Origin of the sequence: Psychrobacter sp. MES7-P7E (assembly GCF_002863645.1) — a bacterium.
Taxonomy (GTDB): domain Bacteria; phylum Pseudomonadota; class Gammaproteobacteria; order Pseudomonadales; family Moraxellaceae; genus Psychrobacter.
In genome coordinates, this window is sequence record NZ_PJBU01000086.1 from 1 (window position 1) to 16,651 (window position 16,651).

16 protein-coding genes are annotated in these 16,651 nt (G+C 42.1%); 7 read left to right on the plus strand and 9 right to left on the minus strand.

What is annotated here, in order from left to right; translation table 11 throughout:
* Positions 1–143 precede the first annotated feature (143 nt).
* Complete coding sequence (gene rodA, locus CXF62_RS06265) at positions 144–1,286, minus strand: rod shape-determining protein RodA (protein ID WP_057760433.1); 1,143 nt, start codon at positions 1,284–1,286, stop codon at positions 144–146.
* Positions 1,287–1,570: 284 nt separating this feature from the next.
* On the opposite strand from rodA, the gene CXF62_RS06270 reads away from it, so the two are divergent.
* Both CXF62_RS06270 and CXF62_RS06275 read left to right on the plus strand, forming a co-directional pair.
* Positions 1,571–2,518 (plus strand): D-Ala-D-Ala carboxypeptidase family metallohydrolase, encoded by a 948-nt coding sequence (locus CXF62_RS06270; protein ID WP_102093393.1) that lies wholly within the window; start codon positions 1,571–1,573, stop codon positions 2,516–2,518.
* 268 nt (positions 2,519–2,786) lie between these two features.
* Entirely contained in the window at positions 2,787–3,362 is a 576-nt protein-coding gene (locus tag CXF62_RS06275; protein ID WP_102093395.1) for a hypothetical protein, read from the plus strand.
* 148 nt (positions 3,363–3,510) lie between these two features.
* Here CXF62_RS06275 and CXF62_RS06280 read toward each other — a convergent pair whose 3' ends face one another.
* The 3 genes from CXF62_RS06280 to CXF62_RS14690 all read right to left on the minus strand — a co-directional run bounded on the left by CXF62_RS06280 (position 3,511) and on the right by CXF62_RS14690 (position 6,867).
* Positions 3,511–5,088, minus strand: coding sequence for a M16 family metallopeptidase (locus tag CXF62_RS06280; protein WP_102093396.1), 1,578 nt, complete (start codon positions 5,086–5,088; stop codon positions 3,511–3,513).
* A gap of 67 nt (positions 5,089–5,155) precedes the next feature.
* Positions 5,156–6,652 (minus strand): M16 family metallopeptidase, encoded by a 1,497-nt coding sequence (locus tag CXF62_RS06285; protein ID WP_102093398.1) that lies wholly within the window; start codon positions 6,650–6,652, stop codon positions 5,156–5,158.
* Between the two features lie 65 nt (positions 6,653–6,717).
* A complete protein-coding gene (locus tag CXF62_RS14690) occupies positions 6,718–6,867 on the minus strand; it encodes a hypothetical protein (protein ID WP_165598598.1) in 150 nt (49 codons plus the stop codon).
* A 774-nt stretch (positions 6,868–7,641) separates the two neighbouring features.
* Between CXF62_RS14690 and ftsY the strand changes: the two genes are divergently transcribed.
* Together ftsY and CXF62_RS06295 are read left to right on the plus strand one after the other, a co-directional pair.
* The gene (gene ftsY / locus CXF62_RS06290) at positions 7,642–8,553 is read left to right on the plus strand and encodes a signal recognition particle-docking protein FtsY (RefSeq protein ID WP_227526712.1); all 912 of its coding nucleotides are present in this window, start codon (positions 7,642–7,644) and stop codon (positions 8,551–8,553) included.
* 54 nt (positions 8,554–8,607) lie between these two features.
* The gene (locus CXF62_RS06295; protein ID WP_057760425.1) at positions 8,608–9,174 is read left to right on the plus strand and encodes a methylated-DNA--[protein]-cysteine S-methyltransferase; all 567 of its coding nucleotides are present in this window, start codon (positions 8,608–8,610) and stop codon (positions 9,172–9,174) included.
* Between the two features lie 80 nt (positions 9,175–9,254).
* On the opposite strand, the gene CXF62_RS06300 is transcribed toward CXF62_RS06295, so the two are convergent.
* The gene (locus tag CXF62_RS06300) at positions 9,255–10,004 is read right to left on the minus strand and encodes a YebC/PmpR family DNA-binding transcriptional regulator (protein WP_102093400.1); all 750 of its coding nucleotides are present in this window, start codon (positions 10,002–10,004) and stop codon (positions 9,255–9,257) included.
* Between the two features lie 317 nt (positions 10,005–10,321).
* Here CXF62_RS06300 and CXF62_RS06305 point away from each other — a divergent pair, with 317 nt between their 5' ends.
* The gene (locus CXF62_RS06305; protein WP_057760421.1) at positions 10,322–11,152 is read left to right on the plus strand and encodes an ion transporter; all 831 of its coding nucleotides are present in this window, start codon (positions 10,322–10,324) and stop codon (positions 11,150–11,152) included.
* Between the two features lie 33 nt (positions 11,153–11,185).
* Here CXF62_RS06305 and CXF62_RS06310 read toward each other — a convergent pair whose 3' ends face one another.
* Complete coding sequence (locus CXF62_RS06310) at positions 11,186–12,487, minus strand: ABC1 kinase family protein (protein ID WP_102093401.1); 1,302 nt, start codon at positions 12,485–12,487, stop codon at positions 11,186–11,188.
* 122 nt (positions 12,488–12,609) lie between these two features.
* Positions 12,610–13,146 (minus strand): type II 3-dehydroquinate dehydratase, encoded by a 537-nt coding sequence (aroQ, locus tag CXF62_RS06315; protein WP_102093403.1) that lies wholly within the window; start codon positions 13,144–13,146, stop codon positions 12,610–12,612.
* Positions 13,147–13,592: 446 nt separating this feature from the next.
* Between aroQ and CXF62_RS06320 the strand changes: the two genes are divergently transcribed.
* Together CXF62_RS06320 and CXF62_RS06325 are read left to right on the plus strand one after the other, a co-directional pair.
* On the plus strand, positions 13,593–13,808 hold the full coding sequence (locus CXF62_RS06320) for a cold-shock protein (protein ID WP_057760416.1): 216 nt from the start codon (positions 13,593–13,595) through the stop codon (positions 13,806–13,808).
* A 290-nt stretch (positions 13,809–14,098) separates the two neighbouring features.
* Complete coding sequence (locus CXF62_RS06325; protein WP_102091784.1) at positions 14,099–15,253, plus strand: DEAD/DEAH box helicase; 1,155 nt, start codon at positions 14,099–14,101, stop codon at positions 15,251–15,253.
* A 106-nt stretch (positions 15,254–15,359) separates the two neighbouring features.
* On the opposite strand, the gene CXF62_RS06330 is transcribed toward CXF62_RS06325, so the two are convergent.
* Together CXF62_RS06330 and ccoS are read right to left on the minus strand one after the other, a co-directional pair.
* Positions 15,360–16,259, minus strand: a complete 900-nt coding sequence (locus CXF62_RS06330; protein WP_102093405.1) for a sulfite exporter TauE/SafE family protein — start codon at positions 16,257–16,259, stop codon at positions 15,360–15,362.
* 98 nt (positions 16,260–16,357) lie between these two features.
* On the minus strand, positions 16,358–16,618 hold the full coding sequence (gene ccoS / locus CXF62_RS06335; protein WP_227673272.1) for a cbb3-type cytochrome oxidase assembly protein CcoS: 261 nt from the start codon (positions 16,616–16,618) through the stop codon (positions 16,358–16,360).
* Between the last annotated feature and the right edge of the window lie 33 nt (positions 16,619–16,651).

Here is a 16,651-nt window from a genome sequence, read left to right on the forward strand (position 1 = left end):
GAATAAAACTCTTCTTCGCATTATGGCTCATTGTCTTTTATCAAATCATTAGTAGTACAAAGCAATTTATCTTAATGGTACTACCATGATTATTACAACGACTTACTCGAAAGACGAATTATACAGAAAGTATCCTATCCCAGTTAGCCAGATTTATGTGTATGGATAGACATGAGTAAGCCAAATCCTGCCATCAGAGTCACGATAGCCGTACCACCATAACTAATAAATGGTAGTGGAACACCTACGACAGGCAAAATACCGCCAACCATGCCGACATTGACGAATATATAAACAAAGAAAGACATGGCGATAGCACCAGCCAACAATCTGCTGTAAACATCAGGATGAGTGAAAGCGATATATAAGGCGCGTGATAAAAGGCAGAAATAAATGAACATCAGTAGCATCACACCGAGTAAACCAAACTCTTCGGAGAAGGCGGCAATAATAAAGTCAGTATGGCCTTCTGGTAGGAAATGTAGGTGTGATTGCGTGCCTTCCAGATAGCCTTTTCCAGTGAGGCCACCAGAGCCAATGGCTGTCTTTGATTGAATGATGTTCCATCCAGCACCTTGTACATCTGCTTCAGGATTAAGGAGTGTTAATACCCGCGTACGCTGATAGTCATGAAGTAAAAAGTTCCAAGCAAAAGCAATAAACGGCACAGCTAAAATTACAGCAGCAGAAATCAATCGCCACGAGAGGCCTGCTAAGAAAAGCACAAATATGCCGCTAGCAGCGACCAGTAACGACGTACCAAGATCAGGCTCTTTAGCAATTAATAGCACCGGTACAATGATCAATGCTAAGGTGATAGCAATGCTAGATGCTGACGGTGGCAAATCACGCTTAGACAAAAACCAAGCACACATCATTGGCATACCAAGCTTCATAAACTCTGAAGGCTGCACACTACCGAACCCAGGCAAATTGATCCAGCGCTGAGCACCCATACGTACTTCACCGATAATATCTACCAATACCAATAATATAAGTCCTAAGACATAAAATATGGGCGTAAAAGTACGATAGAGACTGGGCGGTATCTGCGCCATGGTAAACATTACCGCGAATGCCACTCCATAACTGACCATTTGGCGAATAACCATACCAATATCTTGGCTGGCGGCGCTGTATAGAATCGTCAGACCAATACAACAAACCGTCAATAACAGTAAAGTTAACCATGGGTCGATATGAATACGTTGCCATAGCGTCGGTGCATGACCTTGACCCAAATGATGGCTCTGACGTGAAAAACGATATTGCGGGTTAGAAGACATAGGCAGAATTTGGCTAACAATTGGTGTAGGAGGGAAGTACTAACTAAATTATCTCATTGTAAATAATGATGAGAAGCGTACTTAAAAGTACCGACTTTAATAAAAGTATGCGAGCACGCGATGGCTATATAATTCACAAATAATAATAAAGTCACTCAATTATAAAAGTTGTAGGGATAAGTGTTAATTATCAATATTGGACTTCAAATTAGAAGCGATAGTTTAGCCTGCTTGTTGAAAATTTGATAGTATCGATAAAACGTTTTTAGCGGTAGTTTATTGCAATGATAAAATCAAAAATCCATGCGTATAGGCAAATTTGCCAACCTATTATCACCCTTATCCTATGTGCTGGCAGTGTCAGTGCTCATGCCGTTATTATTAGTGACGATAGTGAACGCCGTATTCAAATACGTCAAAGTAGTGGTACAAGTGATAATATTAATGCGTATATAACACCTTCTACCAACAGCTCAAATCAGCGTCCTGGTGTCACCATGTTGAGTGGGGCGAATACATCAAGTGGCGACAGTATGCAAAACTTGATTGTACAAAAGCAGCGTGATTTCGAGATTGATGCTAGGTTGTCCATTGAAGAAAACAAACGTGTGAATGTAGTGAGACGCGGTACTACTTATAGTACAGCAAACAACACCTATAATGGTGCTTATAACGATTCTATGAATATGGACTTTAATGCATGGTTAAATAGCAATAGTTATCGTGCCAGACAAGTAGCAGAGTATGAGCGTTATCTTAGCGCACGAGTCGGATCACAGAATGTACCGCCATTGTCTCAACTGCTGACGACTGCCCGTAGTTGGAGTAAATGCGGATATGAGCCTTATCAACTGCCACCTCAAGAACTATGGTCTAACATTGTACCAACATTACGCCTTTATAGTGAGTTGAAAAACCAAGGTATTTTACCACTTAGTAGTGAGATACGTTCGGTATATCGTAACCCAGGTTTGAATGATTGTGCAGGCGGGGCAGACGGTAGTAAGCATATGAATGCAAGTGCTATCGATATATGGGTACCTGAGTATGAAGACAATCTATGGCGCTTGAGTACCATGCATGATGGCTTATGTCAGTTTTGGCAGTATCAAGGACAGCCTTATAACTTTGGCTTAGGATTATATGCGACAGGGGCTATTCATTTAGATACTGATGGTTATCGCAAATGGGGATTCAATCACGCTAGTAGTTCCTCTTCTTGCCGCTATTAATTGATTTATCAAGAATCGAGAATTCAAATAATTATAAAGTTAGCCGGGATAACGCTAGATATATATTCATTTTTATATATACTATTCCGGTGTTTACTAAAAATAATAATTTTGTAATTATTTGGTAGGATTCATAGGATAGACGCATGAGTTCATTAAAAATTTGTTTGGTCTTTAAAAACTATGCTTTAATAATATCTGTTATCAATCGCCTTTATATTTTCATGGCTTATAAAGAAAACCACCAAATTTACTTTAAGCGAAAACTATGAAAAATCAGCGCTTGACAATGAAAAACTATCATAAATTAAATAACGAGAAGCAAAGTTTTTTGCACTCGAACTATAAGTATGGCGCTTTGTTTACTTCTGCACTTATGTCGGTATTATTGATTAATGCGTGTAGTACAGAGATGTCCTCTGAAAACAATATGATAGTGACGGATAAAGCTGATAGACATATACAAAGCTCTAAAGAGATAGAAGATAGTATCAAGAACTCTTACGCTCGTTTAGCCTCTAAGCGCTCTGATGTCTGTCCAAAATTAATTCAAGAAGAAACAGGTAATCAGGTTATCGAACGTATATCAGAGGTCATGGTAAATGACTACTGTGATTATTTCTTATATCCGCGAGAGGGTCAGCGCCTCAATGTTAAAGTAGATAACCGTCAAATAGAAGCGCTATTAATTGTGCCGACGCTACATAACTTTGCCAATGGTAATTATAAAGTGACGTCTTATGATAAGCATGTTATCCGTTTGAGCTATAACGGGGCTACCCATAAGCCTGAGCATTTTGTCTATGATGTTGCGCTAAAAATTTCTGACGCCAAGTATTCCTAATGCCAAGCATTAAGAATGTTCTGCTTCTTATTTAAAGATTATAGCCGTTCAAATATTTAAATGGACATATTATGAGTAGTATTTTTTACCATTTATAATACGTCCATTGGATTGATAACGCTTATTTCTAATATTGCTTCCTAGCGATTTATTTCTTACTGGTTTTTTCTACCACTTTCTTTTCTTTCCAAGGATCTTCTTGCCCAACCGTAACTATTAAAAAGTTATCAGGCTTTAGCGTATCTCGCATGGTTTGATTGACCTCTGAAAGTGTGACTTGATCAATGCGATTGGTATAGTCAGCTAAGTAATTATTCGGCAATTGGTAAAAATTCATCATTCCAAGTAAGCTATTAATACCAGCATTGCTCGCAAACCCCATCGGGAAGCTGTTTTTCAAATTATCTGTAGTTAAGCGCATCTCCTCATTGGTGATACCCTTGTCTAGCGTCTCATTGATAACCGCTAAGCTTGCATCAATAGCCGCACGCGCCTTGTCATTACGTGTTGAAAAACCAATCTGGTAGGGACCTCGAGAGAGCATCGGATTCATCGATCCCGAGATTCCATAAGTATAGCCGAGGTTCTGTCTTACCTCCGTCATTAGTCGCGCATTAAAGTCACTGCCTGCCATGACTTCGTTTCCAACAGCAAAGTTGGTCTGCTGCTGCTGTGCTATTGGGTCAGTTGCCCGTTTACTACCCAGCTGTCCCATGAGTACAGTGGTTTGAGTGCTTGGGAATGGAATATGAACGTGCTGCGCTTTAGTCAGCGGTTTCGGCTCAGGTAAATCAGTGGCAGCTTGGCCGGTAGGCAATTTAGCAGTGATGTCTTCTGCCAGTTTTTTGGCTTGTTTTAATGTCAGGTTGCCGGTCATAGCAACAGACGCGTTTGCTGCAACTAGATATTTATTTTTAAAGTCTATCAGTTGTTGCTTCTCAATCGTAGGAACGCTTTCTAGCGTGCCGACTGATGGATGCGCGTAAGGGTGAGTACCATATAGAGCCTCGTTGAAAGCGATACTTGCTAAGCTATTGGGATTTTGTTTTTGTTGCTGCAGGCCTACCAACAGTCTTGCTTTATTGCGAGCTAGAACTTGCTCGTCAAAGGTAGGTTCACTCACCATCTGTGTCATTAAGTCAATGGCTGGCAGGAGATGCTTATCATCAGATAGGCTACGCAGTGAAACAATAAACATATCCTTATAGGCGCTACTGCTTAGATTGATGCCCAACGTTTCCACTGCACGAGTAAATGCATTTTCATCTAGGCTTTTTGAGCCCTGTTCGAGCATCGTCGCTGTCATATTCGCAATACCAAAACCATCCTTTTTGATACTACCATCACGCGCGCTACCAGCATTAAAACGCAAATCAACATCGACAATTGGCAAGGTGGTCGTTTGTACAAACATAACAGGTACGCCAGACTTGGTCTTAAACTGTTGAATGGTCGGTACGGTGACTTTTAAAGGTTTGTCATCGGCTAAGCTGGTCAGTTTAGATAGAGCAGCAATTGGCGCACTTGCATCGACTGCAGCAGGTGAGCGGTAATCTTCAGCAGCTGTTGTATCAGCTTGAGCAGTAGTAGCCAAGATGCTAAAAGCAAAAATTACGCTAGCACTGAGATAAGATCCCTTTTTAGATGCGATAGTGCTTCTTATAGAGGCTGAAGCAGTTTTAAAAGATTTTGGTTTTGCTTTAGAGTCGTATTTATTCTGAATCATGAGTTTCTTCTTATTAAGAATACGGTGCTATGGCCATTTTTATGAGACGTTTGATAATAGGCAGCGACTATTTCGCTGGGGTTTTACTGTCTTTAGGTGGCACGACATGCATCACCGTCAAGTTGTCTTTGACCAAATATTTTTTGCTGGCAGCCTGAATGTCAGCCACACTGATACCGTCGAGCTTAGCTGGTAACTTAGCAAGCAGTCTGTCATCTAGACCGATAGATTGTAACGAGCCAATCATACGTGCCTGTCCTTCCATGCTGTCTTGCGCATAAATCAAACCAGTAACCGTATTGGTCTTGGCGCGACTGATCTCGTCATCGGCAATAGGATCGGTTTTTAGCTTTTCTATTTCCGAAGTTATAGCTTGTTGTGCTTGCTCTAAGCTGACGCCTTCACGCGGTGTTGCTTGAATCAAAAACAGCCCATCACCGCGATCTAGCAAGTCGTAAGAAGTACCAACCGTCGTCAATATACCTTGCTCACGTATCAGTCGACTCTCTAAGCGTGCAGATAAGCCGCCATCGAGCACATCTTGCGCAAGTGAAAGGGCATAAGCTTGTTTTTCATTGTTGGTGCCTGCCGTGGCAAGGCTTGGCACGTTGTAACCCATCAGTAGAACGGGCACTTGAACGGCTTGCTCAGAGTCTACCTTTTGATAACCACGGAAGCCTTTTTGAGTCACAGAGGTACGTTTGGGTAGGTTGCTTTTTTCTAAATCACCAAAGTAACGTTTGACTTGAGTAAGTACTTCTTGTGGTTGCACGTCGCCGACGATGACTAACGTTGCATTATTTGGTGCATACCATGTCTTATACCAGTTTTTTAGATCTGAAAGTTTGATCGATTCTAGCTCGTTCATAGGCCCAATAACAGACTCACCCTTTGGACTATCAGGTAAGGCCAGCAGACGAAATGACTCATACGCTTTGGCAAGCGGATTGTCATCAGTACGTTGGCGGCGCTCCTCCATGACCACTTGATGCTCTTTTACAAATTCTTTTTCATCGAATATAAGGTTTTTCATGCGATCTGCTTCAAGCTCTAGCGCTAACGGCATACGATTGGCAGGGAATAGCTCGTAGTATCCGGTATAGTCATAGCTGGTAAAGGCATTATTGACACCACCAAACTTAGCAATTAGCCGCTCATAATCATCACTAGAGACATTGGTCGTGCCCTTAAACATCATGTGCTCGAGTAAGTGAGAGATACCACCTTTATCAAGAGGCTCATCTGCTGAGCCCACTCGGTACCAGATTTGTGTCATAGCGACTGGGGCACGGTGGTCTTCTTTTATGACGGCTTTTAGACCATTTTCTAACTGATATTCATGTCGACCTGACATATCCATTGTCAACTCAGACGGCTGAGTGTCTTTGCTCGTTTTATTTTCATCTGATATGTTTTGAGCCAAGCTATCGGTTGCGATTGAGCTTGTCGCAGTTGCAGAATTAGTAGGCATCGTGTTGGTTTGACACGCAGTAAGTGACGCTGCTACTACTAAGGCACAAGCCATGCGTAATGGCGCAGCTGCTATAGGTAAAGACAATGGCATGGTATGGTCTACTTATATAGAATAATAATAGAAGAATTAAATGCTAATCATAGTGATAGAAGACATTACAAAGAAGTCTGAGCACCAACCATAACGCTAGCAGTCGGTCTAAACTCTTGCGTCGTCGTGCAACCTGTCACCAATATAGTCGTCGTTAATAAAACAGCTACACTGATGCTGCTGATTTTTTTGTAGTGCTTAGAGAGTAATGACATAACGGATTCCTAATAAGTATTTATCGAATAAGTCTTGGTAGAGTAGGCGAAGTCTGACAAGTAACAGGTCAGAATTTTGTGTCCAAACCTTAAGCAAAACTTTCTCAAATCATCGAGTGATTTTTTAAACAGATAGATTTTGACGATAGTCTAATAGGGTAAGGGCTGAGCATGACTTGAATTATGCTAAAATAGGTCAAAATTAGATGTCATGTCGCTCGTAGCCAGATGACAACCTATAAATCCATTAACAATAAACAAATAATTGATCGTGATAACTTTTAGGGCAAATTTATGAACAACCCAAACAATAGCAACCGCGTAGTCATTAACCTTGATGCTGGTCTTGACGACTTAGATGACGATGATATTACCTTACCCAGTCTACCGGTGCAATCTGTGCCCATTATTGATGAAACAGAAAATATTGCTCCGCAAAAGGACAGTATGGTAAACCAAGACGTCTCTAGTAATGATGCTGCGGACAATATTGCTTTAGCGACGCCAATTGTTATGACAGAAGAGCATAATGTCCCTAAAGGTAATTCTGAAAGCTTTTCGAGCGCTAAAGAGACAGCCGCTGCTACAAGTCAAACTAATACTGCGTCAACCATTCCTGCTATGCCATTGCAAGAGCAGTTGGGTGATACACCAAGCGTAAACCCAGTGGCTGACAGTAATGTACAGGCAGCTACTACCAAAGAGCCTGCTACAGAGTTACAAGAGTCACAAGAGACTAAAGAAAATAAGAAAAAGGGCAGCTGGTTTAACCGTATGAAAACGGGCCTCAGTAAGTCACGCAAAAACTTAGCCGAAGGCATGGTCAGTATCTTAATCGGTGGCAAAGAGATTGATGATGAGCTATTAGAAGAAGTCGAAGATCAGCTATTGGTAGCCGATATTGGCGTCAACGCGACAAACCGTATCATCAAGAGCCTCACCGAGCAGACAGATCGTGGTGACTTGATCTATGCACACTCTCTATATAAAGCATTGCAAAGTGAGTTGGTTGATATCCTTACACCGAAAGTTGAGCCATTGGTGATTGATACTAGCAAAAAGCCGTTTGTTATATTGGTAGTAGGGGTCAATGGCGTAGGGAAAACCACAACGATTGGTAAGCTTGCCAAGCGCCTACAAGGTGAAGGCAAATCAGTCATGCTGGCAGCGGGCGATACGTTCCGTGCGGCAGCTACTGAGCAGCTACAGATTTGGGGCGAGCGCAATCATATTCCAGTAGTGGCGCAAGGTCATGGTTCTGACAGCGCTTCTGTCATTTTTGATGCAATGCAGTCAGCCAAAGCAAAAAATATCGATGTGCTTATCGCCGATACTGCGGGACGTCTGCAAAACAAGACACATTTAATGGCAGAGTTGGAGAAAGTCGTACGTGTCATGCGTAAAGCGGATCCAAGTGCCCCGCATGAAGGTATGATTGTGCTAGATGCTGGCACGGGTCAAAATGCTATCAACCAAGTCGAGCTGTTTAACAAAGTTGTGCCACTGACAGGTATTACTATTACTAAGCTAGACGGTACTGCTAAAGGTGGTGTGGTATTTAATATTGCCGAAACGACAGATGTGCCTATCCGCTATATCGGTGTGGGTGAGTCGATTGATGACTTGCGTTCTTTTAGTCCGAAACAATTTGTCGCCGCTTTGTTCGAGACCGACGATAAAGAATAAGAGAGCCAGTTTTAATTGGTAAATCATTTTTGAGATAATTTGGAAGTAGACGCTATGATAGTTACCACAGCAGCCTTTGGGTCACATCGATTAACACTGATTGCTCGTGTCAATGGGCATGGTCAGCCTATGCTCGTTGAAGCCAACTGGCTGCTGGCAGGTAACTCATGGCATAGCTCAAAATCTGTACCCAAACTTAAAAAGTACTATGGCCTGACAGACGAAGACTTTACCTTTATAGATAAAAATAGCCTAAGCATGAATGAACCTGCTCAAGCGTTATTAATAGAAACGATTTTTCAACTTAAAGACTATGCTGATGGTAAACGTAAGACATTGGATTTGCCTTTAGACTTCTCTATGGGTACTGAGTTCCAGCAAAGAGTATGGCAGGCACTACAAGGTATTGAGTATGGCGAAACCATCAGCTATGCCACACTCGCGCAGCGTGTCAACAGTCCAAAGGGATTCCGTGCGGTTGCGCAGGCCAATGGCAAAAATCCTTTTAGCATTATCGTGCCTTGTCATCGAGTGATTGCGAGCGACGGCAAGCTTGGTGGTTATACAGGCGGGCTAGATAAAAAAGAGTATTTACTAGCGCTAGAAGGCAGTTGGACATAAAACTGAGTCCAAATCTGTCTTAATAAAAAAGGGCCAAATACTTTTAGTATCTGGCCCTTTTTACTGAACAATTAATAAGTTTATGCTTCAAGCTGAGCCATGACGTCAGCAGAGATGTTCACGTTAGTATAAACTTCTTGCACATCATCAGCATCTTCTAACATATCAATCATCTTCATGATCTTTTCAGCATCATCGACATTGTCGATCTCAGCCGTGGTAGATGGTGACATAGTGACCTCGGCGTTGTCAGAAATAAGACCAGCCGCATTAAGGGCATCTTGGACTTGACCAAAACTTTCCCATTCAGTAATAACGAGCAAGCTTTCACCATCGTTTTCGATATCAACGGCGCCCGCATCTAGTGCAACGAGCATGACCTCATCTTCTAAACTAACATCGTTAAAAGTAATTTCGCCACGTTTAGTGAATAAATACGCAACTGAGCCTGATGTGCCAAGATTACCATCATTCTTGGTAAAAGCATGACGTACTTCGCTGACCGTACGGTTAAGGTTATCAGTCATGGTTTCGACCAATACAGCCACACCACCAACACCATAACCCTCGTAACTGACTTCTTCCATATTCTCATTATCGCCGCCACCTGTACCACGATCGACAGCACGATTAATCGTGTCGCGCGTCATATTGACGGATAGGGCTTTTTCGATAACGGCACGTAAGCGTGGGTTTTTGTCAGGATCGGGATCGCCTTGTTTGGCAGCTGAAACGATTTCACGAATAATCTTGGTAAATATCTTACCTCTTACTGCATCCTGACGGGCTTTGCGGTGTTTAATATTTGCCCATTTTGAATGGCCTGCCATATAACATCCTTAAGTTCTACATACTATTTTTATGGGTAAAAAGAGTGATCAACAACAACCTTCGATATCTGATTGCCTGATTTTATACTATCATTACTTTGTCTATTTGAGGTAGTAGCGCTACTAGCACGTTAACGATTTGTATGTTGTTGAGAGTGCTTTTTTGCTACACTGTGGCAACTTATAGATTGTATTCACTGTGATAGGTGAGCGATATTATAAACCAGTTTTAGCTATTTTGACCAACTTGCCCTTATCCATCACATTTTAAGTCATTGCGTGCTATCAAGCCATTGATTTTATAAAGTACTGATTCTATGAAGCAACCAACCGCCGAAGCTCTTACACACTTGCGTAACCGTACGCATATCATTATTGAAGGCACAGATACTCGTCTGGGCAAGCTCTTTGATATTGTATTGCTGATTGCAATTTTAGCCAGTGTGGCGGTCGTCATGCTTGATAGTGTGCTATATATGCGTTTGCAGTATGGCACGTTGTTCTTTTATGCAGAGTGGTTTTTTACTATTTTGTTTACTATTGAGTATGCGTTAAGGCTGTTTTCAGCACCCAACCGCTTACGCTATGCTTTTAGTTTCTTTGGAATAGTAGACTTACTGTCTGTATTGCCAAGTTATTTGAGCCTAATGTTTGTGGGTGTACAGTATCTACTCGTGATACGGGTATTACGTATTTTACGTGTGTTCCGCGTTCTTAAGCTCAAGGCCTATATGCAACAGGCTGGGTTCTTGGCGTCTGCATTAAAAACCAGTCAGCAGAAAATTACGGTTTTCTTCCTATCGCTTGTATTGTTGGTAACCATCTTTGGTTCGATTATTTATGTGGTAGAAGGGCCGGAGAATGGATTTACCAGTATTCCACTGTCTATCTACTGGGCAGTTGTCACGATGACTACGGTTGGCTACGGTGATATGTCACCCAAGACACCGCTTGGGCAAGCAATTGCAACCATGGTCATGATCACAGGTTACTCGATTATTGCGGTACCAACAGGTATTTTCACGTCAGAGTTAGCACGTAATATGCGTCCACAGCTTAACCCAGTGACTTGTCCAAACTGTGGTAAGTTCGGCCATGCAGTAGGGGCAGACTTTTGCGATCGTTGTGGACACGCGCTACATATCTAGAGATAGGTTTAATCCCTACAGTCAATATACCTACTACGCATCGATGTATTCGTCAACCAGTGGTGAAAGGTCGATCTCGACGCCTAGGTTGACCAGATTCCAGTACTGTCCTGATACAGTACGGTCTAGCATCATAGTGGTAGCTGAGGGTTGAAACTGACCGAAGTACTTTAAAGACGTACGCATCTGTGCAATGGCCTCGTGATGTACTTGGCTACTGCCAAAATCAAATGCGCCTTCTTGATACGGGCTGATAGATAAAGGTTTAAGCCCAATCGATAGCCACTTTTCATAAAATTCACCAGGGATGTTCTTGTCATCTTCGCGGCGAATATCTAGCGCAATCAAATCTTGCTCAAGTGCAGTGACGTCACCTTTTAATGCATGTTTGACAAAGCGTTTAAATAGCTGCACTTCGCTATCACTATAGCTGCGGATACCGCCAAAGTCATAAGCCACGACACTGCCATCATAACGGAACGCAAAATTACCTGGATGAGGATCGCAGTGCATACGGTATAAGCCAAATAGCTGACCTGCAGTAAAGTGAAACAGACGCTCAGCTATTTTTTGTTTGACATCATTGTCCCACGTCGCGGCGACAGTTAATGTCTCTCCCATCTCTTCGGTCAGCGTTAAAATCCGTCTAGAAGAGTGGCTACTAATCACTTTGGGAATAATAAGGCCTTCATCTTCTGCATGAAAAGCACCAAACACGCGTAAGTTATGAGCCTCTTTGACATAGTCCAATTCATCATGCAAGCTCTGGCGAATCTCATTAAAAAGCTGCTCTTGTAGGTGCTTACTCATATTGAGCACGCCAGCGATTTTCAATGCCATACGTACTTGTTTGAGATCGCTATCGCAGTTTTCATCGACATCAGGATACTGGACTTTGACCACCACTTTTTGACCCGATGGCAACGTTGCTTTGTGTACCTGTCCAATGGATGCTGCGGCAAAAGGTGTCTCTTCAAACGCGCTAAACAATTCTAAGATTGGCGCTTTCAACTCACGTTCAACTTGGGCTCTTATCTGCGCATATGGCATTGGCGGCGCATCTTTCTGTAGTTTTTCGAGCGCTGACGCAACCTCAGGCGGGAACACATCTTTATATTGTGAAGCAATCTGTCCGACCTTCATCACTGCGCCTTTCATCTCACCCAACGTTTCGGCAATTTGAACGCCCACGTCTTGCATCAGATCTGAGCGAGCTTGCAGACGTTTTTCTTCGTCACTTGAGAGATGCTTAAATGAGTTTTTGGCGGCTTTGCCAGCAATACTCGCTGTCATGCCAGCGAGTTTCATAAAGCGTTTTCCGGACGATTTTGCCATTCATGTCACCGTATAATGGGTTGTTTGCTCAGTCGTAATTCTATTATTTTAATTGCAAAATTACTGTTTGACTAATGTGTGAAGACGCGAGTAATCATTTATAAAAAGTAAGCACAGTCATATCATTTGTTTGTGTCAACTGCATACATATTGCTTAACCAGTAATCAAGTGCCATTTGATAGCCCAATTGTCCCAAGCCGCAAATGACTCCGACCGCAACATCACTTAGATATGAATGATGACGGAAAGGCTCACGGGCATGAACATTGGATAAATGCACTTCTATAAATGGTTTTTGGGTGGCCAATAGCGCGTCGCGTAGAGCCACTGAAGTATGCGTAAATGCAGCCGGGTTGATAATGATAGCATCGACTTGGGCAGATTTGTCCGCCAATAATCCATGATGCTGAATGTCGTCTACTAGCTTACCTTCATGGTTGGACTGTATACAGATTAACTCTACGCCGTGGCGAGCGGCGTGCTCAACTAGTTGCTTTTCTATATCGGCAAGTGTCGTATGACCATAAATGTGCGGTTCCCGCTTGCCTAGTAAATTCAAGTTTACGCCGTTTACCAGTAGTAATTTATAAGTCAGTATTTGATTTGAATTTTCGTTAGTCGATTGTTTGGCTGTTTTTGATGGAGTAGAGGAGGTCATAATGGTCTCGGTAACTATTGAGCGATGTTAATAATTTATAATAATATATGAATAATTTAAGGCGCGAGCTGCCAAGCTAAATTGGCTTCAACGCATTTTGCTCTTTATCATAACAGCTTGTCAGCTGGGTTATAAAAATTTGTCTAAAAAAATTATCTAGATATCAAAAAGCATATTAAAAGTCTTTATGTTGCTAAAAACCCGTGCTATGATATTTTTTATGCAATAAATATTGCAAGTTTGTTGCTATCATCGAGTTTCATGACAATAAGCGCGTTTAGCGAATTCGTTATGGACACACTATGTAGGTAATTGAAGTACTACATAGACGATGGTAAGTAGAGTAGTAATACTCTTAATTTTTGATTTCATAATCTTAGACCCTGTTTATATGCAATGTCGCAAAGGAAGCTAGGGCTAAGCGGACTTTTTTAGGAAGTAATATTATGTCAGCTCGTGAGCAAGGTATCGTTAAGTGGTTTAATGACTCAAAAGGCTTTGGTTTCATTCAACGTGACAGCGGAGAAGATATTTTTGTCCATTTCCGCGCGATTCAGGGTGATGGCTATCGTTCTCTAAAAGATGGCGAAAAAGTTGAGTTCAGCGTAGTAGAAGGTGACAAAGGTCTGCAAGCTGAAGAAGTCAGAAAGATAGAAGAGTAATTTACCCAGACATTAAAGCGGTTTAGTTATAATGTCTGTACAAACTACTGATATACTACTGAGTCAAGCCCATCTTATCTTACCTATGTTGAGTGAACTGCAGCATATTTGGTAGGGTTGGATTCGGGCTTGGCTTTTTTTATGCCTATATGTCTGGTGGTTCTCCGCAGAATTAATAAAGCTACTCTTACTGATTACGGTTTAAATGCTGCATTTGACACTATAAAGGTTCATTGTGAGCCTATTTATAATTAATAAAATACGAGCAATTCATTTAAAAGGATATTTTTTTGAGCAATTTTACAACGTTTACTGATTTGCCACTTTCAACAGCGACCCTGCGTGCAGTAAGTGATCTAGGTTTTACTGAATTGACGCCCATTCAAGCAAAGATACTACCGCATACATTGGCACATCAAGATGCTATCGGACAAGCACAAACGGGCACAGGGAAAACAGCGACTTTTCTACTGACTATTATGGAAGCCTTGCTTAAGCGTCCATTTACCAACGACGAAGAGCGCTATCTTGGTGAGCCGCGCGCTGTGGTCATGGCACCAACTCGCGAACTGGCTCAGCAAATATTTGATGACTGCATTGCATTAACCAAATATACCTCGCTACATAGCGTCTGTATTATGGGAGGTACTAATTATGAAACTCAGCAGCACGAGCTTGAACGTCAATACGTTGATATCTTGGTAGCGACGCCTGGCCGTCTAATTGACCTTGCTAATAAAGGCATGGTGTATCTAGATAGAGTAGAAGTACTGGTACTTGATGAAGCCGATCGTATGCTAGATATGGGATTCATTCCTGATATCAAGCGCTTAGTTGGTCGAATGCCTGCCAATACCGATCGTCAAAGCTTGTTGTTTTCTGCAACCTTTAACCAAGATGTGATGAATTTAGCTTACCGCTGGTTACATGAGCCTCAGTTTGTTGAAATTGAGCCTGAACACAAGACCAGCGAGTTAGTAGATCAGCATTTTTATTTGCTGACAGAAGATCAAAAGCTAGACGCCTTGCAGCGTATTATCAGTGATGAAGCAGTAGAGAAGGTTATCGTCTTTGCCAATCGTAAAGACCAAGTAAAGCGTCTGTATCACAAACTGCGTCAAGCGCATAATATTGTGATGCTCTCGGGCGATGTCATTCAGCAAAAACGTGAGAAATACTTACAGCGCTTTAAAGATGGTCACGCGTCTATCTTGGTGGCGACAGATGTAGCAGGGCGCGGTATCCATGTCGATGATATCAGCCATGTGGTTAACTTTACTTTGCCTGATCAGCCAGATGATTATGTGCATCGCATTGGTCGTACGGGCCGTGCGGGCCAGACAGGCATTAGTATCAGCTTTGTGAGTGAGGATGATGCCTTTAATATACCGGCATTAGAGAAGCACTTGGAAACCAAATTTACGCTTGAGCAGTGGCAGGAATAATTGCTATAAACTGAGCACTACTTAACAAGCAAAAGCCCTCAATATCGCAAATGGTATTGAGGGCTTTTTTATATGCGAAGTGTTAATAGTATCTGTACCGATAAATTTATTGAGCGTGTTCCATCATTTCAGTATGCTCATGGTGATTCATGTCCACTGATTCATCACTCATGTCATGCATACTATGATCCATATGGTTGTCCATATTTTGCATATTATGATCCATATCTTCTGCCATATCCATATCGTGATTCATTTGGCTCATATTATGAGAGTCCATATCAGACATCATAGCAGCGTGGCTACTATGGTTCATCTCACCATGACTGCCATGCATATTTGCCATGACCATCGGCACGACCGCTACTGCAAAACCTGATATGACCATAACTGCACCGTTTAGCTGTCTTAAGCGAAAACGTCCGATCTTATCACGTAGCCAACCGACCGTCTCATGCGTCGCAACCAACATCGGTATGGTCCCTAGACCAAAGACAAACATCAACGCAGCACCGCTTAATGGATTATGAGCAACGACTGCAATTAGTAGAGCGCCATATACCAAACCACAAGGCAAAAAGCCCCAAAGCAAACCTGCTGTCAGTGCGCGCGGAAAAGTATTGAGTGGAAATACCTTTTGACGCAATGGGCTAAGATACTGCCAAAAGCGCATACCAAAACGTTCGAGCTTAGTCAAAAACGGTGCACCAAGCATCGTTACACCGACGAATACCAGTACCAATCCTAATAAAATACGCGGTGTACTATTACCCATCATCAATGGCTTTAATATGGTAATACCAATAAGCCCTGCGATTAAACCCAATAATGCGTAACTCGTTAAACGCCCAAGATGGTAAGTAGCCACCAAAGCACGGCGTTTGGCAGGGCTAACATCCTTCATAGACAGACCAAATGCGGTCACAAGACCGCCACACATGCCTAAACAATGCGGTGAACCAAAGAATCCCATTAGTAATGCCGCCACAAGTAAAGCGATGGTCATGAATGCGTCTCCTAAGAATAGTAAAGGGCGAACTTGCTAATGCTGAATTATTTAATAAAACGGCACCAATAAATTACGCATTTATAAGGTAGATAAGATTAGATTTCTGAGTTTTTATCTATCTCAGAATGTTCGTTATTTCCATCAGTTACCGCTGTCTGATCTTTTTGCTGGGTAGGTGCTGAGCGTTCATGAGCCTGCATGGTTTGGCGGCGTTCTTGACGGTCATCCAATATAATACGCTGTGATGCATTGTCCAGATCTTCGAATTGATTTGACTTGACCGCATAACGCACCGCCCAAATAGCAACCACAAACAGCATGAGACTTAATGGAATTAATAAAAATATACTGAGCATGGCAAATCTCTTAAATAGCAGTGTCTCTTATTA